Annotated in this window: 25 protein-coding genes and 1 pseudogene; 13 read left to right on the top strand and 13 right to left on the bottom strand. The window is 75.3% G+C overall.

Features of this window, described 5'->3' with window-relative positions; genetic code table 11:
• Positions 1-95 precede the first annotated feature (95 nt).
• Positions 96-644 carry a GNAT family N-acetyltransferase gene (locus QMQ26_RS32420; protein WP_100839206.1) on the bottom strand — a complete coding sequence of 183 codons (549 nt, stop codon included), beginning with the start codon at positions 642-644 and terminating at the stop codon, positions 96-98.
• Between the two features lie 253 nt (positions 645-897).
• On the opposite strand from QMQ26_RS32420, the gene QMQ26_RS32415 reads away from it, so the two are divergent.
• From QMQ26_RS32415 to QMQ26_RS32400, 4 genes and pseudogenes are all read left to right on the top strand, one after another.
• Positions 898-1,725 carry an NAD(P)-dependent oxidoreductase gene (locus QMQ26_RS32415; protein WP_404814004.1) on the top strand — a complete coding sequence of 276 codons (828 nt, stop codon included), beginning with the start codon at positions 898-900 and terminating at the stop codon, positions 1,723-1,725.
• Positions 1,726-1,875: 150 nt separating this feature from the next.
• Entirely contained in the window at positions 1,876-2,940 is a 1,065-nt protein-coding gene (locus QMQ26_RS32410) for an SPFH domain-containing protein (protein WP_100839208.1), read from the top strand.
• A pseudogene (locus tag QMQ26_RS32405) lies at positions 2,937-3,835 on the top strand (hypothetical protein). The gene QMQ26_RS32410 and the pseudogene QMQ26_RS32405 overlap by 4 nt, the downstream one beginning before the upstream one ends.
• 171 nt (positions 3,836-4,006) lie before the next feature.
• The gene (locus QMQ26_RS32400; RefSeq protein WP_100839210.1) at positions 4,007-4,237 is read left to right on the top strand and encodes a DUF6296 family protein; all 231 of its coding nucleotides are present in this window, start codon (positions 4,007-4,009) and stop codon (positions 4,235-4,237) included.
• A 34-nt stretch (positions 4,238-4,271) separates the two neighbouring features.
• Here QMQ26_RS32400 and QMQ26_RS32395 read toward each other — a convergent pair whose 3' ends face one another.
• The gene (locus QMQ26_RS32395; protein WP_282203744.1) at positions 4,272-5,267 is read right to left on the bottom strand and encodes an aldo/keto reductase; all 996 of its coding nucleotides are present in this window, start codon (positions 5,265-5,267) and stop codon (positions 4,272-4,274) included.
• 142 nt (positions 5,268-5,409) lie between these two features.
• Positions 5,410-5,985 (bottom strand): TerD family protein, encoded by a 576-nt coding sequence (locus tag QMQ26_RS32390; RefSeq protein ID WP_100839212.1) that lies wholly within the window; start codon positions 5,983-5,985, stop codon positions 5,410-5,412.
• Positions 5,986-6,241: 256 nt separating this feature from the next.
• On the opposite strand from QMQ26_RS32390, the gene QMQ26_RS32385 reads away from it, so the two are divergent.
• Both QMQ26_RS32385 and QMQ26_RS32380 read left to right on the top strand, forming a co-directional pair.
• Positions 6,242-6,604 carry a UBP-type zinc finger domain-containing protein gene (locus QMQ26_RS32385; RefSeq protein ID WP_282203743.1) on the top strand — a complete coding sequence of 121 codons (363 nt, stop codon included), beginning with the start codon at positions 6,242-6,244 and terminating at the stop codon, positions 6,602-6,604.
• Between the two features lie 104 nt (positions 6,605-6,708).
• Positions 6,709-7,095 carry a MazG-like family protein gene (locus tag QMQ26_RS32380; RefSeq protein WP_282203742.1) on the top strand — a complete coding sequence of 129 codons (387 nt, stop codon included), beginning with the start codon at positions 6,709-6,711 and terminating at the stop codon, positions 7,093-7,095.
• A 36-nt stretch (positions 7,096-7,131) separates the two neighbouring features.
• Here the strand turns inward: QMQ26_RS32380 and QMQ26_RS32375 are convergent, their stop codons facing one another.
• Positions 7,132-7,284, bottom strand: a complete 153-nt coding sequence (locus QMQ26_RS32375) for a DUF6126 family protein (RefSeq protein WP_282203741.1) — start codon at positions 7,282-7,284, stop codon at positions 7,132-7,134.
• Between the two features lie 163 nt (positions 7,285-7,447).
• Here QMQ26_RS32375 and QMQ26_RS32370 point away from each other — a divergent pair, with 163 nt between their 5' ends.
• Entirely contained in the window at positions 7,448-8,230 is a 783-nt protein-coding gene (locus tag QMQ26_RS32370; protein WP_100839215.1) for an SGNH/GDSL hydrolase family protein, read from the top strand.
• Between the two features lie 176 nt (positions 8,231-8,406).
• Here QMQ26_RS32370 and QMQ26_RS32365 read toward each other — a convergent pair whose 3' ends face one another.
• Positions 8,407-8,817 carry an organic hydroperoxide resistance protein gene (locus tag QMQ26_RS32365; RefSeq protein WP_100839216.1) on the bottom strand — a complete coding sequence of 137 codons (411 nt, stop codon included), beginning with the start codon at positions 8,815-8,817 and terminating at the stop codon, positions 8,407-8,409.
• A 151-nt stretch (positions 8,818-8,968) separates the two neighbouring features.
• On the opposite strand from QMQ26_RS32365, the gene QMQ26_RS32360 reads away from it, so the two are divergent.
• Positions 8,969-9,448: a MarR family winged helix-turn-helix transcriptional regulator gene (locus QMQ26_RS32360; protein ID WP_100839217.1), complete on the top strand. Its 480-nt coding sequence runs from the start codon at positions 8,969-8,971 to the stop codon at positions 9,446-9,448.
• Between the two features lie 32 nt (positions 9,449-9,480).
• Here the strand turns inward: QMQ26_RS32360 and QMQ26_RS32355 are convergent, their stop codons facing one another.
• Positions 9,481-9,750, bottom strand: a complete 270-nt coding sequence (locus tag QMQ26_RS32355; RefSeq protein ID WP_100839218.1) for a DUF2630 family protein — start codon at positions 9,748-9,750, stop codon at positions 9,481-9,483.
• 183 nt (positions 9,751-9,933) lie between these two features.
• Here QMQ26_RS32355 and QMQ26_RS32350 point away from each other — a divergent pair, with 183 nt between their 5' ends.
• On the top strand, positions 9,934-10,323 hold the full coding sequence (locus tag QMQ26_RS32350; RefSeq protein ID WP_282203740.1) for an SCO5389 family protein: 390 nt from the start codon (positions 9,934-9,936) through the stop codon (positions 10,321-10,323).
• Positions 10,324-10,449: 126 nt separating this feature from the next.
• Here QMQ26_RS32350 and QMQ26_RS32345 read toward each other — a convergent pair whose 3' ends face one another.
• Positions 10,450-11,973, bottom strand: coding sequence for an MFS transporter (locus QMQ26_RS32345; RefSeq protein ID WP_282203739.1), 1,524 nt, complete (start codon positions 11,971-11,973; stop codon positions 10,450-10,452).
• 412 nt (positions 11,974-12,385) lie between these two features.
• On the opposite strand from QMQ26_RS32345, the gene QMQ26_RS32340 reads away from it, so the two are divergent.
• Positions 12,386-12,964 (top strand): TetR/AcrR family transcriptional regulator, encoded by a 579-nt coding sequence (locus QMQ26_RS32340; protein ID WP_282203738.1) that lies wholly within the window; start codon positions 12,386-12,388, stop codon positions 12,962-12,964.
• Between the two features lie 10 nt (positions 12,965-12,974).
• On the opposite strand, the gene QMQ26_RS32335 is transcribed toward QMQ26_RS32340, so the two are convergent.
• Together QMQ26_RS32335 and QMQ26_RS32330 are read right to left on the bottom strand one after the other, a co-directional pair.
• Complete coding sequence (locus QMQ26_RS32335) at positions 12,975-13,577, bottom strand: TIGR03086 family metal-binding protein (RefSeq protein WP_282203737.1); 603 nt, start codon at positions 13,575-13,577, stop codon at positions 12,975-12,977.
• A gap of 58 nt (positions 13,578-13,635) precedes the next feature.
• Positions 13,636-14,202 (bottom strand): DJ-1/PfpI family protein, encoded by a 567-nt coding sequence (locus QMQ26_RS32330; protein ID WP_282203736.1) that lies wholly within the window; start codon positions 14,200-14,202, stop codon positions 13,636-13,638.
• A gap of 253 nt (positions 14,203-14,455) precedes the next feature.
• On the opposite strand from QMQ26_RS32330, the gene QMQ26_RS32325 reads away from it, so the two are divergent.
• On the top strand, positions 14,456-15,268 hold the full coding sequence (locus tag QMQ26_RS32325) for a tyrosine-protein phosphatase (protein WP_100839222.1): 813 nt from the start codon (positions 14,456-14,458) through the stop codon (positions 15,266-15,268).
• 64 nt (positions 15,269-15,332) lie between these two features.
• Here the strand turns inward: QMQ26_RS32325 and QMQ26_RS32320 are convergent, their stop codons facing one another.
• From QMQ26_RS32320 to QMQ26_RS32310, 3 genes are read right to left on the bottom strand one after another with little or no spacing between them, the layout of a single operon-like run.
• Positions 15,333-16,007 carry a VOC family protein gene (locus QMQ26_RS32320; RefSeq protein WP_282203735.1) on the bottom strand — a complete coding sequence of 225 codons (675 nt, stop codon included), beginning with the start codon at positions 16,005-16,007 and terminating at the stop codon, positions 15,333-15,335.
• Between the two features lie 32 nt (positions 16,008-16,039).
• On the bottom strand, positions 16,040-16,204 hold the full coding sequence (locus tag QMQ26_RS32315) for a hypothetical protein (protein ID WP_282203734.1): 165 nt from the start codon (positions 16,202-16,204) through the stop codon (positions 16,040-16,042).
• Positions 16,205-16,245: 41 nt separating this feature from the next.
• Complete coding sequence (locus QMQ26_RS32310) at positions 16,246-17,250, bottom strand: PHP domain-containing protein (RefSeq protein ID WP_282203733.1); 1,005 nt, start codon at positions 17,248-17,250, stop codon at positions 16,246-16,248.
• A gap of 176 nt (positions 17,251-17,426) precedes the next feature.
• On the opposite strand from QMQ26_RS32310, the gene QMQ26_RS32305 reads away from it, so the two are divergent.
• Both QMQ26_RS32305 and QMQ26_RS32300 read left to right on the top strand, forming a co-directional pair.
• A complete protein-coding gene (locus QMQ26_RS32305) occupies positions 17,427-18,353 on the top strand; it encodes an AurF N-oxygenase family protein (RefSeq protein WP_282203732.1) in 927 nt (308 codons plus the stop codon).
• Positions 18,354-18,434: 81 nt separating this feature from the next.
• A complete protein-coding gene (locus tag QMQ26_RS32300) occupies positions 18,435-19,937 on the top strand; it encodes an MFS transporter (RefSeq protein WP_282203731.1) in 1,503 nt (500 codons plus the stop codon).
• Here QMQ26_RS32300 and QMQ26_RS32295 read toward each other — a convergent pair.
• Positions 19,934-20,251: a hypothetical protein gene (locus QMQ26_RS32295; RefSeq protein WP_282203730.1), complete on the bottom strand. Its 318-nt coding sequence runs from the start codon at positions 20,249-20,251 to the stop codon at positions 19,934-19,936. The genes QMQ26_RS32300 and QMQ26_RS32295 overlap by 4 nt on opposite strands.
• Positions 20,252-20,456: the final 205 nt, after the last annotated feature.

The raw sequence follows: 20,456 nt of genomic DNA, 5'->3' as shown, positions 1-20,456 counted from the left end.
ACCACCTCCGCCGGGGCGGCCCGGACCCTACCGCCTCGGCACCTCTCACCCCGGCTCCTCGCGCGCCGACGCGGGGCGTCACCGGCCGCCGCGGGTCACCACAGCTCGCCCTCGCGCCAGTCGCAGACCAGGTCGGCGTCGAGGTCCAACTCCCCCTCGCCGCCCAGGAGGTAGATCCCGCCGTCCTCCTCGGCGGTGCGCTGCCGCCCGTGCGGGCCGAGGGCCCAGGTGGGACCGGGCCAGGGGCGCCAGCCGCGGGCGAGGTAGAACGGGACGCCCTCCTCGCTGGCGCCGAGGGCGCCGATCTCGTGGGCGGCCCGGACGACGCGTTCCGCCTCGTCCATCAACTTCCCGCCGATGCCGCGACGTTGGCGGTCCCGGCGAACGGCCACGCCTTCCAGGTAGCCGGTCCGCAGGATGCGGTCACCGTTCATCAGGCGGCGCTGCACCACGGCCGCGTGTCCGATCAACTCGCCGTCCTCCCAGGCGAGTACGTGCAGGCCGCCGAGGCAGTGCGTCCAGTCCTCCTCGGTCATGTCGTCCGCGCCGAAGACCTCGAACAGCAGGGCCCGGGCCGCCCGCCGGGTCTCCGGGTCGAGGTCCGCCGTGTGCACCGTCCGCACCGTCACCGTGTCCGCCACCATGGGAGCATCCTGGCAGACCGGGCGCGGCCGGAGGGCGACACCACCCGCGCCCCGGCCCCGCCCGTCCGGGCCGTTCACCCGTCCGCGCCGTAGCATCGCCTCGGAACATCCGCCAAGATCCACCGGCCGGGAGCCACCGGCCGGGATCGACCGGGCGGGGTCCACCGGAGGGGCCCGCCGGGGGTCCGCCGAGAACTGGGAGGCAGTGCGCATGGACGTCGGTTTCGTCGGTCTGGGGGGAATGGGGCGGGCGATGGCCCGTCGGCTGCTGGCGGCCGGGCACGCGGTGCGGGTGTGGAACCGCTCGCCGGAGCCGGTGGCCGAGCTGGTCGCGGACGGGGCCTCGGCCGCCGGTTCGCTCGCCGAGGCGTTCGAGGCGCAGGTGGTGGTGTCCATGCTCGCGGACGACCGGGTGGTCGAAAGCCTGTTGCTGGACGAGGAGTTGCTGTCCGGCGCCCGGGCCGTCACGCACGCCAACATGGCCACCGTCTCGCCCGCGCTGGCCCGCCGGGCCGCCGAACTGCACGCCCGGCACGGCCTCGGGTACGTCGCGGCGCCGGTGCTGGGGCGGACGGACGTCGCGGCGGCCGGGAACCTGAACATCCTCGCGGCCGGCCCGTCCGCCGAACTCGACCGGCTGGCACCGCTGTTCGAGGCGATGGGACGCCGCACCTGGCCGCTCGGGGAGGACCCGGCGGCGGCCAACGTCGCGAAGGTCGGCGCCAACTTCCTGCTGGTGTCGGCGATCGAGGCGTTCTCGGAGGCCGCCGCACTCGCCGAGGCCAACGGGCTCGACCCGGCGGCGCTGCTCGACGTGCTCACCAACTCCCTCTTCCCCGGCCCGGTGTACGCCGGCTACGGGTCGATGATCACCCGGCAGACCTTCGAGCCTGCCGGGTTCCGCCTCGCCCTCGGCCTCAAGGACGTGAACCTCGCCCTGGACGCCGGAGCCGCCTCCGGAGTCCCGCTCCCGCTGGCCTCGCTGCTGCGCGACTCACTGCTCCAGGCGGTCGCCCACGGCCACGGCGAACAGGACCTCGCCGCGGTCTCCACCACCTCCCGCACCCGCGCCGGAATCTGACCGCCCGGCGGCCGGGAAGACCCCCCGGCCGCCCGCTCCCTCCACCGCGGGGCGGTCGAACCCACCCCACCACCCACTTTTCGTCGTATTGACGACAAGCGGCGGTCCCGGTTATCGTCATCTGGACGAGAAGAAAGGACCGCGACTCCCATGGCCGACATCACGCGCCGCTTCGGCTTCCGCCACCTGCGCTCCACCCCCACCAGCCACATCCGCCACCTGCGCGGCGGCCAGCTCGCCCACGAGGGCACCGGGCTGGCCTTCTGGTTCCGGCCGCTGACCGCCGCGATATCCGAAGTTCCGGCCGATGACCGCGAGTTGGCGATGATGTTCCACGCCCGCACCTCGGACTTCCAGGACCTCGCGGTGCAGGCCACCGTCACCTACCGGATCAGCGACCCGACCACCGCCGCCACCCGCCTCGACTTCGGCATCGACCCGGACACCGGCAGCTGGCGGGCCGAACCGCTCGCCCAGCTCGGCGCCCTGCTGACCGAGACCGCCCAGCAGCACGCGCTCCAGCTGATCGCCCGGACCCCGCTCGCCGACACCCTGGTCGACGGCGTGACGGCCGTCCGCGAGCGGATCTCCGCCGGCCTGGCCGCCGAACCCCGGCTGGCCGAGATCGGGGTGACGGTGCTCGCGGTGCGCGTCACCGCCGTCCGGCCGGAGGCCGAGATGGAGCGGGCGCTGCGCACCCCGGCCCGCGAGCAGGTCCAGCAGGAGGCCGACCGGGCGACGTACGAGCGGCGCGCCGTCGCGGTCGAGCGGGAGCGCACCATCGCCGAGAACGAACTCGCCAGCCGGATCGAACTGGCCCGCCGCGAGGAGGAGTTGGTCGAGCAGCAGGGCGCCAACGCGCGGCGCGAGGCGGAGCAGAAGGCCGCCGCGGACGCGGTCCGGACGAGCGCGGACGCGGCCCGCCGGACCAGGATGGCGGTCGCGGAGGCCGAGGCGGCCGGCACCCTGGCCGCGCAACAGGCCGAGGCGGCACGGACGTTGGGCGAGGCGAAGGCCGCCGCGGAGGCCGCCTGGCTGGCCGCGCACCAGCAGGCCGGCCCCGAGGTCCTCCAGGCGCTCGCGCTGTTCCGGCTGGCCGAGCACCTGCCGCGGATCGACAGCATCACCCTCACCCCGGACCTCCTGACCGGCCTGCTCAGCCGCCTGTCGGTGCCGGGCGGCAGCGCCGCCGCCCCGGAGGGAACGGAGCGGTGAGCCTCTCCCCGCGCGTGGTGCTGGTCCACCGGCGCACCGAGTACGAGGAACTGATCGCCCGGCACGGCACCCGCGGCCAGGCCGAGTTCTTCCTCGCCCGGCGCGGCCGCTCGCTGGCCGAGGCCGAGCAGCGGCACCACCGCTCCCGCGGCGCGCTCGCCGAGGTGTCGGCGGCGGTGCCGCTGGACTGGCGGCAGGCCCGGGTGGAGCGCGCCGACCTGGACCGCTTCCTGTTCGGCCCGGAGGACGTGGTCGTGGTGGTCGGCCAGGACGGGCTGGTGGCGAACACCGCCAAGTACCTGGCCGGCCAGCCGGTGATCGGCATCGACGCCGAGCCGGGCCGCAACCCGGGCGTCCTGGTCCGGCACCGCGCCGACCGGGCCGGCGCCCTGCTGCGGGCGGCCGTCCTGCCGGGCGCGGAGCGGCGGCTGGAGCTGCGCACGATGGTGCAGGCGGTCGCGGACGACACCCAGCGGCTGCTCGCGCTGAACGAGGTCTACCTCGGCCAGCCGGGCCACCAGACCGCCCGCTACCGGCTGGCGGCGCCGGGCGGCGAAGCCGAGTCGCAGGCGTCCTCGGGGTGCTGGTCGGCACCGGCACCGGCGCCACCGGCTGGTGCCGCTCGGCCTGGCTGGAGCGCTCCAGCCGCCTGGACCTGCCCGGGCCGACCGCGCCCCGGCTGTCCTGGTTCGTCCGCGAGGCGTGGCCGTCTCCGGTGACCGGCACCTCCCGCGTCGAGGGGCTGCTGGACGCCGACCAGCAGCTCACCCTGACCGTCGAGTCGGAACTCCTGGTCGCGTTCGGCGACGGCATCGAGTCGGACGCCCTGCACCTCACCTGGGGCCAGACCGTCCAGGTCGGCCCGGCCGCGCAACGCCTCCACCTGCTCGTCTGACCGCCCCCGCCGCCGCCCGCGCCACCGCCCCCGCCACCCGCGCCACCGTACCGCCGCGCGACCGCCCCGCTACCGTCCGCCCGCACCCGCCGAGCCCGCACCCACCAGCTCGCGACCGTCCGCCCGGGACCCGCCTAGGATGGAACGATGCCGACGGAAGAAGGCCAGGCCATGACCCAGCGATTCGCACTCACGTTCCCCGGGGAGACCGGCGGCCACGCCGAACAGGACGTGGTGGTGGTCGAGGCGACGGGCGGCCGCGGCCCGGGCGGCCACCCGGTGTACGCGGACCCCTCCGGCATCGTGCAGGCCGAGATCAGCGACCAGGGCGAGGTCCGCATGCTGGCCACCGGCGGCCACCAGGACCCGCGCACCCCCCTCCACGCCGAACCCCTGCCCTGAGCCCCGACCCGCCCCCGGCCCCGCCCGGGTCCGACTACCAGCGCGGGTGCACCTGGGCCCGCAGCCGCCGGTCGTACAGGTCGCGGACGGCCTCCAGGGTCCGCGGCGGCAGCGGCGGCAGCGCCATCGCCTCCGCGTTGCCCCGGGCCTGCTCGGGGTTGCGGGCGCCGGGGATGACGGTGGTGACGCCGGGCTGCTGGACGATCCAGCGCAGCGCGGTCTGCGCGGAGCTGGCGCCGGGCGGGGCGAGCCGGGCGAACTCGTCGGCGGCCTCCACCCCGGTCTCGAAGTCGATGCCGGAGAAGGTCTCGCCCTGGTCGAACGCCGAGCCGTCCCGGTTGTAGGTGCGGTGGTCGTCCGCGCCGAACAGGATGTCCTTGGTGTACTTGCCGGACAGCAGGCCGGAGGCCAGCGGCACCCGGGCGATGATGCCGACGCCCGCCTTCCCGGCGGCGGGCAGCACCTCGTCCAGCGGCTTGAGCCGGAACGGGTTGAGGATGATCTGCACGCTGGCGACGCCGGGCCGGGCGATCGCGGTCAGCGCCTCCCGGCAGGTCTCCACGCTGACGCCGTACGCGGCGGTGCGGCCCTCCTCGACCAGGGTGTCGAGCGCGTCGAACACCTCGTCGCTGGAGTAGACGGCGCTGGGCGGGCAGTGCAGCTGCACCAGATCGAGCCGCTCGACGCCCAGGTTGCGGCGCGAACGGTCGGTCCATTCGCGGAAGTTGGCGAGGTTGTAGTTCTCCGGGAGCTGCGGCAGCCGACGGCCGAGCTTGGTGGCGACGGTCAGGCCGTCACCACCGTCCCCGCTCCGGCGGCTCTTCAGGAAACGGCCGATCAACTGCTCGCTGCGGCCGTCGCCGTAGACGTCCGCGGTGTCGAAGAACGTCACCCCGGCGTCCGCCGCGGCGTTCAGCACCGCGAGCGCGTCGTCCTCCAGCACCACGCCCCAGTCCGCGCCGAGCTGCCACGTTCCGAGACCGATCACCGAGACCGGACGGCCGGTCCTGCCAAGTACACGCTGTTCCATGGGCCGAGCCTGCCACAACCCCGCGCACCGCCGGAACGCCGACACTCCCCGCGACGGCGTCAGCGTCGGGACCGGCCCGGACGGCGCGGGCCGCCCCGCTGCCCGGAGGCGTCGGAGCGGCCCGCCCGCGGCGAGGGGGACGTCAGACGTTGACCCCGTAGTCGAGCGCGATGCCGCGCAGGCCGGAGGCGTAACCCTGGCCGATCGCGCGGAACTTCCACTCGCTGCCGTAGCGGTAGAGCTCGCCGAAGACCATCGCGGTCTCGGTGGACGCGTCCTCGGACAGGTCGTAGCGGGCGACCTCGCTGCCGTCGGCCTCGTTGACGATCCGGATGAACGCGTTGCGGACCTGGCCGAAGCTCTGGTGCCGGTTCTCCGCGTCGTAGATCGACACCGGGAAGACCACCTTGGCGACCTGCGGCGGGACAGCCGCCAGGTCGACCTTGACCTGCTCGTCGTCGCCGTCGCCGCCACCGGTCAGGTTGTCGCCGCTGTGCTCGACCGAGCCCTCGGGGCTGCGCAGGTTGTTGTAGAAGACGAAGTGCTGGTCGCTGAGCACCCGGCCGGCCTCGTTGCACAGCAGCGCGCTGGCGTCCAGGTCGAAGTCGGCGCCCGTGGTGGCCCGGACGTCCCAGCCCAGGCCGACGATGACGTTGGTGAGCCCCGGGGCCTCCTTCGTCAGCGAGACGTTTCCGCCCTTGGCGAGCGAGACTCCCATGTGTGCCCTCCTGTGGTTTCCCCGTACCGGGCCCGGCAGTTCGGCCGGTTCGGCGCGGCGGCCGTCGCCGGGCCCCTCGATCGGGCCCGGGCCCGAGTTGAATCTACAGCACTGTAGATCGGTACGGAATCCGCCTCCGCCCGACGCCCCCGTCCGTTCCCCTTCCCCCGGGGAGGCCGCTTCACCCCGCCGCGCCGGGCCCGCTTCCGCCGCGCGTCCGGCGCACCGGGCATACCCTGGCCGAGGAGGTTCCACGATGAGCGACGACACGACGATCCCCGGCATCGACCCCAGCGTCCCGCCGAGCGGCGACGGCTGCGCGGAGTGCCTGGCCGGCGACGGCCAGGGCTGGTGGTTCCACCTGCGCAGGTGCGCCGCCTGCGGGCACATCGGGTGCTGCGACTCCTCCCCGTCCCAGCACGCCAGCACGCACGCCAGGTCGGCCGGCCACCCGTTCCTCACCAGTTTCGAGCCCGGCGAGGACTGGTTCTGGAACACCGAGACCGAGCAGTTCTACGAGGGCCCGCCCCTGGCCGGCCCCTCCGCCCACCCGGTCACCCAGCCCGCCCCGGGCCCGGCCGGCCACGTCCCGATCGACTGGCAGCAGCGCCTGCGCTGACCCCCCGCCGCCCGGCCGCCCCACCCGGTACGGTCGTTGCCGAACGGCGCGCGGACGGCCCCGGCCGGCCGCGCGGTCGGCAGCGGAGCGATCGGCGGTGGGGCGTGGACGAGCGGCAGCAGGGGACGCGGCGGGGGACGGCGGCCCCGGGAGAGCCGGGGGCTCAGTGGGAGACGGTGCGGCGGCTGGCCGACTGGCTGGCCGAGGGCAGCACCCAACCCCCGGAGATGCAGCGGGTGTTGCAGTGCCTCAAGCTCAGTGAGGAGGCCGGTGAGGTGGCCGAGGCGGTGATCGGCGCCCTCGGCCAGAACCCGCGCAAGGGCTTCTCGCACACCTGGGACGACGTCGCGGACGAGCTGTGCGACGTGATGATCACCGCCATGGTCGCCCTGGTCCGGGTCCACCCGGACCCGCCCGCCGCGTTCGAGGCGCACCTCGCCAAGGTCGCCCGCCGGGTCCTGCCGCAGCTCCCGGAGCCGCCCGGCCGGTGACCCCGCGGCCGGCCCCGTAGCGAGCGGGCCCCGGGTTCAGTGCCGGCCGCCGACCGCGAACAGCAGGATCACGAACCCGGCGAACAGGTGGGTGCCGGCGATGTAGATCAGCGCCCGGATCAGCATCTGCCTGCGGCGCGAGGTCTCCTCGCGCACCGCGGCACCGCCCGCCGCCGCCTTCCCGCCCACGGGTCGCCGCCCACGACCGTCCTCCTGTCCGCGCCGTCCGGCCCGGCTTCGACCGCCCGGACCCCTTGCAGGGTACCGGCCGGGGTCCCGTGGCGGAGATCACGCTCCGCCACGGGTCACCTACGGTGGCGTAGGTCACTTCACAAGGTGAACCATCTCCTGCATGGCCGACTACCAGGAGATCCTTGACCTCAGTTCCTACGCGGCCCTCGGTGACAGTTTCACCGAGGGCCTCAACGATCCCGGCCCCGACGGCCAGTTCGCCGGCTGGGCCGACCGCCTGGCCGGGATGCTGGCCGCCCGCCGGACCGAGCCCGGCTTCCGGTACGCCAACCTGGCCGTCCGCGGCCGGCTGCTGGACCAGATCGTCGCCGAACAGGTCCCGAAGGTCCGCCTGCTCCGGCCCGACCTGGTGACGCTGTGCGCGGGCGGCAACGACATCCTGCGCCCGGGCAGCGACCCGGACCTGATCGCCGAGCACTTCGAGGCGGCCGTCCTGGAGCTGCGCGAGAACGCCGGAACCGTCCTGATCTGCACCGGCTTCGACACCCGCAACGTCCCGGTGCTGCGCCACCTGCGCGGCAAGATCGCCACCTACAACGCGCACCTGCGGGCGATCGCCGACCGCAACGGCCTCGCGGTCGCCGACCTGTGGTCGCTGCGGGCCGTGCACGACCGGCGGGCCTGGTCCGAGGACCGGCTGCACCTCTCGCCGGAGGGCCACCAGCGGGTGGCGCTGCTGGCGGCGCGCGCGCTCGGCCTGCCGGTGGACGCGGACCCGGAGGCCGCCTGGCCGCCCGCGCCCGCCCTCACGGCCGCCGACCAGCGCCGGGAGAACCTGCAGTGGGCCCGCACCTTCCTGTTGCCGTGGGTGGGCCGCCGCCTGCGCGGCGAGTCCTCCGGCGACCACGTGGAGGCCAAGCGCCCGGAGCTGCTCCCGCTCTGAGCCCGCCCGCGGCCCTGTCGACCCGGGCCGCCCGGCCGTGGCCGCACCGGCCCGCGCCGGGTCGCACTGCGGAGCCCAGTCGCACTGCGGAGCCCCTGGCCGGGACAGCACTGCGGGCCGCCTCCACCCCCATGTGGACGCGGCCCGCAGACCCCAGGTGAGACCCCTGCCTCGCCTTATTCGACGACCAGCTCCACCGGAATGTTCCCCGCGGTGGCCCTGGAGTACGGGCAGACCTGGTGGGCCTGCTTGACCAGCAGCTCACCGGTCTCGCCGGCCAGCGACTCCGGCAGCTCGACCCGCAGGACGACGGAGAGGCCGAAGCCGCTGTCGTCCTTGCCGATGGTGACCTCGGCGGTCACCGACACGTCCGAGACGTCCACCTTCTGCTGCCGCGAGACCACGCCGAGCGCGCTGGCGAAGCAGGCCGCGTAGCCCGCGGCGAACAGCTGCTCGGGGTTGGTGCCCTCGCCGTCACCGCCGAGCGCGGGCGGCGGGGAGAGCTTGAGGTCGAGCCGGCCGTCCGAGCTGACGGCGCGGCCCTCACGGCCGTTCGCGGTGGCGGCTGCGGTGTAGAGCGCGTTCATGGCGACTGTCTCCTTCGTCTTCTTCGTCTGCTTCGTCTTCGTCCTGCTGCTTCGTGCTGCCGTTTCGTCTTCCGGCCCGTCCTGCTGCCCACAACTACAGCACACAATTCAATTGCGCACAACTGAATCGGCCGCTTGCTACCCTGGAGCCATGACCCGGCACGGTGAGACCTCCCCCCTCCCCCGCGGCGAGGAGACGGACCTGCTCCTGCTCGACCAGCAGATCTGCTTCTCGCTGAACGCCGCCTCCCGCGCGTTCGGCGGCGTCTACCGCACCGCGCTCAAGGACCTCGGGCTCACCTACCCGCAGTACCTGGTGATGCTGGTGCTCTGGGAGCACGGGTCGCTGCCGGTCAAGCAGCTCGGCGAGCGCCTGCGCCTGGACTCCGGCACCCTCTCCCCGCTGCTCAAGCGTCTGGAGGCGGCCGGCCTGGTGGCCCGCGAGCGCAGCCCCGAGGACGAGCGCTCGGTGATCGTCACCCCCACCCCGGCCGGGCTCGCCCTGCGCGAGGGCGCGCGGGCCGTCCCGCGCCGCATCCTGGCCGCCGCCGGCCTCCCCCTGGACGAGCTGCGCAGCCTGCGCGAACTGCTCACCCGCGTCACCGCCAACCTGGACGCCGCCCAGGACTGACGCCGCCCGAGCCCCCCGGGGCCCGCGCGCCGCTACGACTCGTAGCGCTCGACCTCGTCGGCGCTGCGCACGCTCGCCCCGTCGGGGTCCTCGCCCGCGCGGACCCGGGCGCGGCGCTGGCGGAGCAGGTCCCAGCACTGGTCGAGCTGCTCCTCGATGTCCTTGAGCTCGCGGTGCTCGGTGGACTGGTCGATCCGGCCCGCGGCGAGGGCCGCGCGCAGGCCACGCTCGGCCTCGACCATCTCGCTGATCCGCTCCAGGATGCGGCGGTCGGTGCCGCCTTCGGTGCGCTGCTGGTCCATCGGTGGGCCTCCTCGCGGTCGTCTGCCACCCACTCTAGGAAGGGGTGGGGGCTGCCGCGAGCCGGGCGGCGCGGGCGTGTTGCCCCGATCGAGGGAGCGCAATTGACAGGGCGTCAGGCGGGCGACAGGATCACTTGTTGAAAACGACTTCCACTACCACCAGACCGGAAGGTCCGATCCGCCATGTCGCTGGACGTCTCCCCCTCCCTCCTCGCCCTGGCCGAGCGCGACGAGGTCGCCGACGCCGACTTCCTCGCCACCGTCCGCACCTCGCTGCCCTACGCCTACCGCCTGGTCAACGACCTGACGGCCGAACTCGCCACCGGCGGGGCCGAGTTCGCCGACAACACGGTGGCCCCGAGCGAGGCCGAGCGGGCCCAGCTGCTGCGCGCGCTGGCCAGCGACTCGATCCGCGGCGCGCTGGAGCGGCACTTCGCGGTGAAGCTGGCCTTCCAGAACTGCCACCGCCTGGCGGCCTTCCACCCGCACGCCGAACACACCGACGCCTACCGGGAGTTCACCTCGCCCCGGGCCCAGCTGCTGAACCAGTCGCCGGAGCTGCGCGACTGCTGAGCCCGCACCCGTCAGCCACCGGCGGGCGGCGGAACGGCGGGCGGCCGGGCCGGCCGGGCGCGACGTGGTGTCGCACCCGCCCGACCCGGCCCGCGGATCGAATCCCCTGCCCCTACCCGCCGGCGCTCACCCGCCGACCGCCTCCCGCTTCACCACGGAGAGCTGCGCGTCCGCGAGTTCCGCGTCGGCGAGTTCCGCGCCCGCGAGCTGCGCGCCCGCGAGTTCCGGCTCCAGGCGCTGCGCCGCCGCGGCCTCCACCGGCGCCGGCGCGTTCGCGGCGGCGGCCCGGCGGGCCGGGACGAGCAGCGCGGCCAGGGCGGCGGCCAGGCAGAACGCCGCGAGCAGCGCGAAGCCGTGGGTGTAGCCGCTCTCGGCGGGGCGGCCGTCGGCCTGGAGGTGGCCGGTGACCAGGCCGGTCATCAGGGCGGCGCCCATCGAGCCGCCGATGGTGCGGATGTTGGCGTTCATGCCGGTGGCGGCGCCGGTCTGGGCGGCGGGGACGGCCTGCACGATGAGGTTGCTCATCGAGGCGAAGGCGAGTCCGATGCCGAGGCCGAAGACGCCCGCGGCGATCGCGACGTCGGCGGGGCTGCCGTGCCGGGCGGCGAGCAGCGCGCAGGCGACCGCGCCGAGCACGGCGCCGGTGACCAGCTGGGCCTTGGCCGGGAAGCGTCCGGCCAGCCGTCCGCCGAGCACGCCGGCCACGAACATGGCGGCGACCATCGGCAGCATGAGCAGTCCGGCGCCGGTGACGCTGGAGCCGAAGCCGTAGCCCGCGCTGGTGGGCATCTGGACGAAGCCGGGCAGGAAGGCCCAGACCGCGTACATGCCGCCGCCGAACAGCAGGGCCGCGGTGTTGGTGGTCCACACGGCGGGCAGCCGCATCACCCGCAGGTCGATCAGCGGGTTGCGGGAGCGGGACTCGTTGAACGCCCAGGCCGCGAACAGCACGACGGCGACGGCGAGCAGGCCGAGCACCTTGGCCGATCCCCAGCCCCACTGGGAGGCCTGGCTGACCGGCAGCAGCAGGGCGACCAGCCAGCCGGAGAGCAGCACCGAGGAGAACCAGTCGACGCTGCCCTCGCTGCGGTGCGGCGACTCGGGGACGTAGCGGTGCGCGAGCACGATGGTGCCGGCCACCACGATGACGGGCAGCCAGAACAGCCAGCGGTAGTCGAGGGCGCCGACGATCGGCCCGGCCAGGACCATGCCCAGGCCGCTGCCGACGGCGATCACCGCGGACATGTTGCTGATGCCGCCGGAGACCCGGCCGGGCGGGAACTCGTCGCGGATGATGCCGAAGGAGAGCGGGAACAGCGCGCCGGCGATGCCCTGGATCACCCGGGCGACGATCAGCACGGTGATGTTGGGCGCGAGGGCGGCGACCAGGCAGCCGAGCAGCAGCGCGACCAGCGCGGCGACCAGGGTGCGCTTCTTGCCGACCAGGTCGCCGACCCGGCCGAGGATCGGGGTGAAGACGGAGGCGGAGAGCAGGTAGGCCGTCATGATCCAGGTGACGGTGGACTGCGTGGTGTGCATCTCCTCCTGGACGATCGGGAGGGCGGGCGTGATCAGCGACTGGAGCAGCGCGTACACGCCGGCGCCGACGGCGAGCACGCCGAAGGTCAGGCGGGGGGAGTGGCGGTTCATCGAACCCTCTCGGGACTCGGGGCGGGCGCGCGGGAAGCGGGGTGCGCGCCACGGCGGGGCAGCGGGCGCCGGGCGGACGCGGTTCGAACGGCGCGCGGGCGCCGTCGGACCGTGGCGGCCGGGCGTGGATCGGACCGGGCGGTACGGACGGTGGCCGTCCGCGCACCCCGCGTCGTCGGGCGGGTGGCGGATACGGCGAAAGGGCCGGTCCGCCGGTGCGCGGCGGGCCGAAGTTCGGGCCCCGGTGCTAAAGTCGAGGCATGCCTCCAGATTAGCGGAGGCGCGCCTCCGGTTCAATCCGGTTCCGCGATTTCCCCGAACGCCCCCGAACGACTCCCGAACAGCCCCCGGTCATCCGGCCGCCCGCACCCCCGTCCCCCGCCCGTCCGGATGTGTCGAGAACGAGGTCCCCGTGCCGGATCAGATCGTGGTGAGCGAGTTCCTCGCCGCCCAGCGCCCGCGCCGCGCGGACGCCGCCCGCAACTTCGACGCCCTCCTGGTCGCCGCCCGCGAAGCCTTCGCCGAGCACGGCGCCGAAGCCTCGCTGGAGGACATCGCCCGGCGGGCCGGCGTCGGCATCGGCACCCTCTACCGCAACTTCCCCACCCGCCGGCACCTGTTCGAGGCGGTGTACGCCGCCGAGGTCGACGACCTCGGCCGGGTCGCCGGCCAGGTCGCCGATCTGCCGCCGTGGGAGGCGCTGAACGCCTGGCTGCGCCGGTTCGTCGACTACGCGACCACCAAGCGGGCGATCCGCGAGGCGCTGGCGGGCGAGGAGTCGGACATCTTCCAGGCCTGCCTGCAGTCCATGTACGCCGGGGGCACCCCGCTGCTGGAGCGCGCCCAGCGGGCCGGCGAGGCCCGCACCGACCTTGGCATCGAGGACCTGCTGCGGATGGTCTCCGGCATCACCTCGGTGGCGTTCCCGGAGGAGGGCCGGCGCGACCACGTCCTCGCCATCGCGCTGGACGGGGTGCGCGCCCGCCGCTGACGCCCCCGGCTCAGCGGCCCAGCGGGTGTGCCGGGTCGCGGCCGACCAGGCCCAGCAGGCGGGTCGCGGCGTCCGCGTCCGGCGGCACGGGCACCGGGTCGGCGAACAGCCCGGAGGCGGTCAACGAGTCGGCCTGCCGGGCGAGTTCGGCGAGCGCGAACTCGGCGGCGGCCGGGTCGACGGTGGCGTCGGCCCCGATGCCCTGGGCGAGGTCCCAGGCGTGCACGATCGCGTCCACCGTCATCTCCCGGGCGTACCCGGCGGCCCGCCGCTCGCCGTACGAGAGGTGCACGGTGCGCTCCAGCGCGCCCGGCGCGGCGAACGCGGCCCGGGCCGCGTCGGCGGCGGCCGCCCAGGCGGCGACCGGGTCGTCGCCGAGCACGTCGCCGTCGAAGCGGTCGCCGACCTCGGCGACGGTGGCCCCCGCCAGCAGCTCGGGCGCCCAGAGCTGCTCGGAGGCCAGGTGGTTCACCAACTGCCGCACCGTCCAGTCGGTGCACGGGGTGGGCGCCCGCCAGCCGTCGGCGGGGACGGCGCGGACCAGGGCGCCGAAGTGCTCCAGCGCTCGGGCGTGCAGCGCGAGCAGGTCCGGTCCTTCGAGGTGGGCTGCCATGGGGTACACGCTCGCCCGCCCGGCCCCGGGCGGGCAAGCCGACACCCCGGGCGGCCGGTTACTCGACCGGGGCCTTCTCGCGCAGCAGCTTGACGAACGCCCGCATCCAGGTCGGGTGGTCCGGCCAGGCCCGGGCGGAGACCACGTTGCCGTCCACCACCGCGTCGCCGTCCACGAAGTCCGCGCCGCCCGCGGCCACGTCCGGCTCCAGCGCCGGGTACGCGGCGGTGCGGCGCCCGGCCAGCGCGCCGGTCCGCAGCGGGATCAGCGGGCCGTGGCAGACCTGCGCCAGCGGCTTGTCCTCCTCGAAGAACGCGGCGACGATCCGCTGCACCTCCGGGTCGTTGCGCAGGTACTCGGGCGCCCGGCCGCCGGGCAGCACCAGCGCCACGTACTGCGCGGGGTCGACGTCCGCGAAGGCCAGGTCGGCGGGCCAGGTGTAGCCGGCCTTCTCGGTGTACGTGTCGTAGCCCGGCACGAAGTCGTGCACCACGAACTGCAGGGTCTTCTTGGTCGGCGCGGCGATGTCGACCTGGTAGCCCTCCTCCAGCAGCCGCTGGTACGGGTAGAACACCTCCAGCGACTCCGCCGCGTCACCGGTGATGATCAGGATCTTCGCTGCCATCCGGGGATTCCGTCCCTTCTTCGCACCTGGCACCGCCCCGCCCCGACGGGACCGGGCGCTGCCCACCCTGCCCGCTGACGCGACGTCAATCAAGGGGCGCGCGCGACGCGGCGCGGCGCCCGGGCGTGCGCTCCCCCGGGCGCCGCAGTGGGCCGCCCGGCCGGGGGTACTCCGGGGGCGACCCGCCCGGGGGGCGCCTAGCGTGCTGGCAAGGTCCGCCCGTTTCCCGGGATCCGTCGACAGGGAGGCCGTCATGCAGCACTCGCACCTCGTGGACTCCGCCACCGTCGCCAACCTGCGCGACCTCGGCGGCATCACCCTGCCCGGCGGCGCCCGGGTCCGCCCCGGGCTGGCGCTGCGCTCCGGCCAGTTGGACCGGCTCGATCCGGCGGGCGACCCGATGGTCGACGCGCTGGGCGTGCGCACCGTCATCGACCTGCGCACCGCCGCCGAACGCGCCGCCTTCCCCGACCGGGTGCCCGGCGGGGCGCACCTGCTGGTCGCGGACGTGCTCGCCGACCAGGCGGGCGGCGGCGCGGTGTCGGCGCTCGCGGCCACGCTCGCGGCGGCGCTCGTCGATCCGGCCGGTGCGAACCGGGCGCTCGGCGGCGGCCGGGCCGCGAGCGCGCTGCGCGCGGACTACCGGGCGTTCGTCACCTCGGCCTCCGCCCGGCAGGCGTACAAGCAGCTGATCACCGCGCTCGCCCACCGGGGCGGCGGCCCGGTGCTCTTCCACTGCACCGCGGGCAAGGACCGCACCGGCTGGGGCGCCACCCTCGTCCTGCTGCTGCTCGGCGCGGACGAGCAGACCGTCCGCACCGAGTACCTGTCCGTCGACCCGGCGGTGCGCGCGCACTACGCCCCGCTGGTGGAGCGCTTCCTCGCGGCGGGCGGCGACCCGGAGGTCGCGGACGCGGTGTTCTCCGTCCGCGCCGAATACCTGGCCGCCGCGCTCGACACCCTCACCGAGCACTGGGGCGACGCCGAGAGCTACGCCCGGGCCGGGCTCGGGCTCAAGGACGACACCCTGGACGGCCTGCGCGAACGGCTGATCGAGACCGCCTGAGCCCCGTCCGGCTTGTCCGGCCCGACCGGTCCGCTCGGTCCGCTCGGGTCCGGGTCGGCTCGGGTCAGCCCGCGGCTCCGGCCGCGCCGACGCACGCCTCGTTGCCCTCCGGGTCGGCCAGCACCCAGTGGCCGGGCGCGTGCTCGTCGGTCACCAGCCGGCCGCCGGCCGCGATCGCCGCGGCGATCCGCTCCTCGGCGCGGTCGTGCGGCACCCAGACGTCCACGTGCACCCGGTTGCGCTGCGGGCGGGGCCCGTCCATCTGCTGGAAGTAGAACGGCGCACCGCGACGGGCCGGGTCGAGCAGGTCCTCCGGGCTGCCGGAGCGGTCCCGATAGCCGAGCAGCGCCCGCCAGAACGCGACCACGGCGGGCACGTCCAGCGCGTCGACCGTGACCTGCACGGTCTGCACCCCGTCCGGTTCGGCGACCGCGCCAAGCTCCCGCGCGACCCCGGACACCAGCCGGGCCAGCTCGACGTGCCGCTCGGTCAGGCCGTAGTACTCCGCGCCCGCCTCGATCAGCCGGGCCGTCACGCCCTCCGGCCGCAGGTCCACGTCCGCCTCGCCGACCCCCGCCAGCGCCTCCCCGATCGCCCCGACCAGCCGCGCCCCCGCCCCGAACGACCCCGTCCGGAAGAACGCGCACGCCCCCTCCCCCAGCACCCGCCAGTCCTCGGTCCCACCCGCCGCGTGGAACGCCGACGGCCTGATCCTCACCACTTCGTGCACGTCAGTCATCCGCGCAGCGTACCGACCCGCACTGACACCCCTCAGCACCCCCAGCCCCGGAGCCACCCCGCCGCAGGCCCCCACGCCCACGCCCACGCCCACGCCAGCAGGTGATCCACCGACCAGGCCGTGATCACCCGCTCCGCATCCAACCCCAACACCACCGCCCGCTCGCAACCGACGATCTGGTGGTCGAGCTGGCTCACCCCCTCCTCCCCCACCCCCAGCCCGCCGCAGACGTGCCTCCCTACCGCGCCCCCGCCCACGCCAGCAAGTGATCCACCGACCAAGCCGTGATCACCCGCTCCGCGTCCAACCCCATCGCCACCGCCCGCTCGCAGCCGTCGATCTGGTGGTCGAGCTGGCCGGGCGCGTGGGCGTCGGTGTCGATGGCGAACAGGCAGCCGAGGTCGGCGGCCAGGGTGAGCAGGTCGTCGGGCGGGTCCTGGCGGTCGGGGCGGCAGTTGATCTCGACGGCGGTGTCGTGTTCGCGGCAGGCGGTGAAGACGGCCTCGGCGTCGAACTCGGACGGCGGGCGGGGCTGTTCGCCGAGCCGCCGCCCGGTGCAGTGGCCCAGGACGTCGACCAGCGGGTTGCGGACGGCGGCGAGCATCCGGTGCGTCATCGCGTCGCGTTCCATCCGCGGTTCGGAGTGGACGGAGGCGACCACCACGTCGAGCCGGCCGAGCAGTTCCTCGTCCTGGTCGAGCGAGCCGTCGGCGAGGATGTCGCACTCGATGCCGGTGAGCAGCCGGAACGGGGCGAGCCGGCCGTTGAGGTCCTCGATTAGGTCGAGCTGTTCGCGCAGGCGCTCCGCGCTGAGGCCGTGGGCGACGGTCAGGTGGGGCGAGTGGTCGGTGAGGACGGCCCAGTGGTGGCCGAGGGCGCGGGCGGTGCGGGCCATCAGGTCGATCGGGACGGTGCCGTCGGACCAGTCGGAGTGCAGGTGGCAGTCGCCCTGGAGCTTCTCGCGCAGCCGGAGCGCGGCGGGCGACGGGGCGGGTCCGGCGGCGGCGCGGGCCTCGGTCTCCAGCAGGTACCGGGGGGTGCGGCCGGCCGTGGCGTCGGCGATCACCCGGGCGGCGACGGGGTCGACGCCCGGGAGGCGTTCGGCGTCGGCGGCGGAGATCGGTTCGGGGGGCAGCGCGGCGGCGGCCCCGACGGCGGAGCGGAACGCCGCGGCCCGGTGCGGGGAGGGGAGTTCGCGCTCCAGCAGGAAGGCGATGCGTTCCAGGGCGGTGACCGGGTCCATGCGGCCAGTCTGCGCGGGGCCGGGCGGGGCCGCACCCGGGCGGAAGACGGGCGGGAGACGGGCCGGAGACGGGCGGGCGGGCCGTCGCTGATCTGCCCCGACCCCTTGTTGACAGTCTGTCTCATTGGTTTACTCCTCCTGGAGCCCCCACCGCCCCGACCCTCCGGAGCCCGCCCGTGTCCGAGACCACCGCCCCGCCCCAGACCCCCGCCCGGCAGCGCAACGCCGACCGCGAACTCAACGCCGCCCGCCTGCTGCGCGCCTCCGCCAAGCACTCCTACGACCCGCTCACCGAGATCGACTGGAGCGCCCCCGTCGACCCGGACCACTACGCCCTGCCCGCGCACCGCGTCGCGCTCCACGGCACCCCGCTGTGGGAACGGCTGGACGAGCGGCGGCGGGCGCAGCTGAGCGTGCACCAGTTCGCGTCCACCACGGCCGCCGGGATCTGGTTCGAACTGGTGCTGATGGAGGGCCTGATCCGGCACGTCTACGCGGGCGACCTGACCACCCGGCACGCCCAGTACGCGCTGACCGAGGTCGCCGACGAGTGCCGGCACTCGACCATGTTCGCCCGCTACATCACCGCGACCGGCTACCCGTCGGCCCGGCCGACCCGGCGCGCGGACCGGCTGGGGAAGCTGCACTTCCTGCTCAACGACACCACCATGACCTTCGCCGGGGCGATCTTCGTCGAGGAGTTCACGGACGCGATGCAGCGCGAGATGATCCGCGACGAGTCGCTGCAGCCGCTGGCCCGGTCGGTGGCCCGAATCCACGTGGTGGAGGAGGCCCGGCACATCGGCTACGCCAAGCCGGAGCTGGAGCGCCGCTGGGCGGCGATGACCCCGGCCCGGCGGGCGGTGTTCCGGCGGGCGCTGGCGCTGCTGGCCCGGCAGGCGGTGGCCGAGCTGGTCCACCCTCGGGTGTACGCGCTGGCCGGGCTCGACCCGGTCGAAGCCCGCCGGGCCGCCGCGGCCAACCCACACTGGCGGCAGGCCCGGATCGACTGGGCGCGCAAGGCGATGGAGTTCTTCACCGACCTGGGCATCGTCACCCCGGCCACCGCCCGTCCCTGGCAGCGCGGCGCACTGCTGCCCTGATCCCCTCTCCGCGCCCCGCCGTCCCCGACCGCCTGCGCGCCGCTCCCCCGGCCGCCGCCCCTCCTGCCGGAGACTCGGACCGTGAGCGACGACACCCTGAGCGACAACGGAATCCGCCTCGGCACGGGCCGCGGCCGGTGGGTGGTGGCGGCGACGGCGCTGGGCTCCGGCATGGCGATGCTGGACGGCACGGTGGTGAACGTCGCGCTGCCGCGGATCGGCGAGGAGCTGGGGGCGGGCCTGTCCGCGCTCCAGTGGACGGTCAACGCGTACATGCTGACGCTGGCGGCGCTGATCCTGCTCGGCGGCTCGCTGGGCGACCGGTACGGGCGGCGGCGGGTGTTCCTGCTGGGGGTGTGCTGGTTCGCGCTCGCCTCGGCCGGGTGCGCGGCCGCGCCGAACGTCGAACTGCTGGTGCTGGCACGGGCGTTGCAGGGTGTGGGCGGGGCGCTGCTGACGCCCGGTTCGCTGGCGATGCTGCAGGCGGTGTTCGCCGAGGAGGACCGGGCGGGCGCGGTGGGGGCCTGGTCCGGCCTGGGCGGGGTCGCGGCGGCGGTCGGGCCGTTCCTGGGCGGCTGGCTGGTGGACGGCCCGGGCTGGCGGTGGATCTTCCTGCTGAACCTGCCGCTGGCGGCGGTGGTGGTCGCGGTGACGGCCCGGCACGTCCCGGAGAGCCGGGACCCGGACGCGAGCGGGCGCTTCGACGTGCCGGGCGCGCTGCTCGCGGCGCTCGCGCTGGCCGGGATCACGTACGCGCTGACCGAGGCCGGCGCGGGGCCGACCCCGGCCGCGCTGGCCTCGGGGCTGGCGGGGCTGGCGCTGGCGGCGGCGTTCGTGCTGGTCGAGCACCGCTCGCCGAACCCGATGCTGCCGCTGTCGCTGTTCCGCTCGCGGCTGTTCACCTCGGTCAACCTGGTCACCCTGTGCGTGTACGGGGCGTTCAGCGGGGTGTTCCTGCTGCTGACGGTGCAGTTGCAGATCGTCGCCGGGTTCACGCCGCTGCTGTCGGGGGTGGCGCTGGTGCCGATCACCGTACTGATGCTGCTGTTCTCCGGCCGGGCGGGACGGCTGGGCCGGGCGGTGGGGCCGCGGCTGCCGCTGACGGTGGGGCCGCTGGTGGTGGCCGCGGGGGTGCTGCTGATGCTGCGGATCGGGCCCGGCGCGAGCTACTGGCTGGACGTGCTGCCCGCGGTCACCGTGCAGGGCGCCGGGATGACGCTGCTGGTCGCGCCGCTGACCGCGACCGTCCTGGCGGCCGTGGACGTGCGCCGGGCCGGCATCGCCTCCGGCGTCAACAACGCCGCCGCCCGCGCGGCGGGCCTGTTCGCGGTCGCCGCGATCCCCCCGCTGGCGGGCCTGAGCGGCGACGCCTATCGCGTCCCGGCCGAGGTGGACGACGCCTTCCGCACCGCCATGCTGATCTGCGCCGGCCTGCTGACCGCCGGCGCCGTGCTGGCCTTCGCCACCGTCCGCTCCGACGCGCTGGCCCCGCCGCACCCGGTCGCCGAGCCCGACTGCGACTGGTACTGCGCCCCGACCACGCCCCCGATCCACCCGGACGGCGAGGGACGGCGGGCGGTCTAGTCGCCGGGCTGCCCGGCGGGCTGCCCGGTCGGCGGCCGGTCCGGGGCGGGGCGGGCGGGGCGGGTGAGCAGGCGGGTGACGGCGCGGTCGGCCGGTTCGGTGCCCAGCAGGGCGAGGGCGCCGAGCGGGAGGAAGAAGGCCAGGAAGAGCAGCAGCGGGAGGACCCCGGTGGCGGTGCCGGCCAGCAGCCGGGCCAGGGCGCCGGAGAGCAGCAGGTCGGCCGCGCCGCACAGGCCGACGTAGGCGACGCTGATCCCGGCCCTGGGGGCGGCGCCGCCGGTGGGGGCGCCGGCCGACCGTTTGGTGGCTCGCATGGCTGGCTCTCCGGGTGTGCTGGGCACCGCCGCCGTCGGCGTCCTCACCGTCCCCGCAGTGACGGACACCTCCGGTGTACCCCGCCCGGCCGCCGTCCGACCCCGACTTCGCTCCGATTCCCTCCCCCGGGCGGCGCGGCGGCCCCCGGGAACCGGGCGCGGCCCGCCCCGGAGCTGTTCCGGGACGGGCCGCGTGGTGGCTGAC

The sequence above is a fragment of the Kitasatospora fiedleri genome, assembly GCF_948472415.1.
Lineage (GTDB): Bacteria > Actinomycetota > Actinomycetes > Streptomycetales > Streptomycetaceae > Kitasatospora > Kitasatospora fiedleri.
Note: the sequence above shows the minus strand (reverse complement) of the source record. Positions and strands in the feature narration are given on the sequence as shown.

Coding starts and splice junctions, on each gene's coding strand:
- QMQ26_RS32420 (WP_100839206.1), bottom strand. CDS start 644: ATGGTGGCGGACACGGTGACGGTGCGGACGGTGCACACGGCGGACCTC.
- QMQ26_RS32415 (WP_404814004.1), top strand. CDS start 898: ATGGCCCGTCGGCTGCTGGCGGCCGGGCACGCGGTGCGGGTGTGGAAC.
- QMQ26_RS32410 (WP_100839208.1), top strand. CDS start 1,876: ATGGCCGACATCACGCGCCGCTTCGGCTTCCGCCACCTGCGCTCCACC.
- QMQ26_RS32400 (WP_100839210.1), top strand. CDS start 4,007: ATGACCCAGCGATTCGCACTCACGTTCCCCGGGGAGACCGGCGGCCAC.
- QMQ26_RS32395 (WP_282203744.1), bottom strand. CDS start 5,267: ATGGAACAGCGTGTACTTGGCAGGACCGGCCGTCCGGTCTCGGTGATC.
- QMQ26_RS32390 (WP_100839212.1), bottom strand. CDS start 5,985: ATGGGAGTCTCGCTCGCCAAGGGCGGAAACGTCTCGCTGACGAAGGAG.
- QMQ26_RS32385 (WP_282203743.1), top strand. CDS start 6,242: ATGAGCGACGACACGACGATCCCCGGCATCGACCCCAGCGTCCCGCCG.
- QMQ26_RS32370 (WP_100839215.1), top strand. CDS start 7,448: ATGGCCGACTACCAGGAGATCCTTGACCTCAGTTCCTACGCGGCCCTC.
- QMQ26_RS32365 (WP_100839216.1), bottom strand. CDS start 8,817: ATGAACGCGCTCTACACCGCAGCCGCCACCGCGAACGGCCGTGAGGGC.
- QMQ26_RS32360 (WP_100839217.1), top strand. CDS start 8,969: ATGACCCGGCACGGTGAGACCTCCCCCCTCCCCCGCGGCGAGGAGACG.
- QMQ26_RS32355 (WP_100839218.1), bottom strand. CDS start 9,750: ATGGACCAGCAGCGCACCGAAGGCGGCACCGACCGCCGCATCCTGGAG.
- QMQ26_RS32350 (WP_282203740.1), top strand. CDS start 9,934: ATGTCGCTGGACGTCTCCCCCTCCCTCCTCGCCCTGGCCGAGCGCGAC.
- QMQ26_RS32345 (WP_282203739.1), bottom strand. CDS start 11,973: ATGAACCGCCACTCCCCCCGCCTGACCTTCGGCGTGCTCGCCGTCGGC.
- QMQ26_RS32335 (WP_282203737.1), bottom strand. CDS start 13,577: ATGGCAGCCCACCTCGAAGGACCGGACCTGCTCGCGCTGCACGCCCGA.
- QMQ26_RS32330 (WP_282203736.1), bottom strand. CDS start 14,202: ATGGCAGCGAAGATCCTGATCATCACCGGTGACGCGGCGGAGTCGCTG.
- QMQ26_RS32325 (WP_100839222.1), top strand. CDS start 14,456: ATGCAGCACTCGCACCTCGTGGACTCCGCCACCGTCGCCAACCTGCGC.
- QMQ26_RS32320 (WP_282203735.1), bottom strand. CDS start 16,007: ATGACTGACGTGCACGAAGTGGTGAGGATCAGGCCGTCGGCGTTCCAC.
- QMQ26_RS32310 (WP_282203733.1), bottom strand. CDS start 17,250: ATGGACCCGGTCACCGCCCTGGAACGCATCGCCTTCCTGCTGGAGCGC.
- QMQ26_RS32295 (WP_282203730.1), bottom strand. CDS start 20,251: ATGCGAGCCACCAAACGGTCGGCCGGCGCCCCCACCGGCGGCGCCGCC.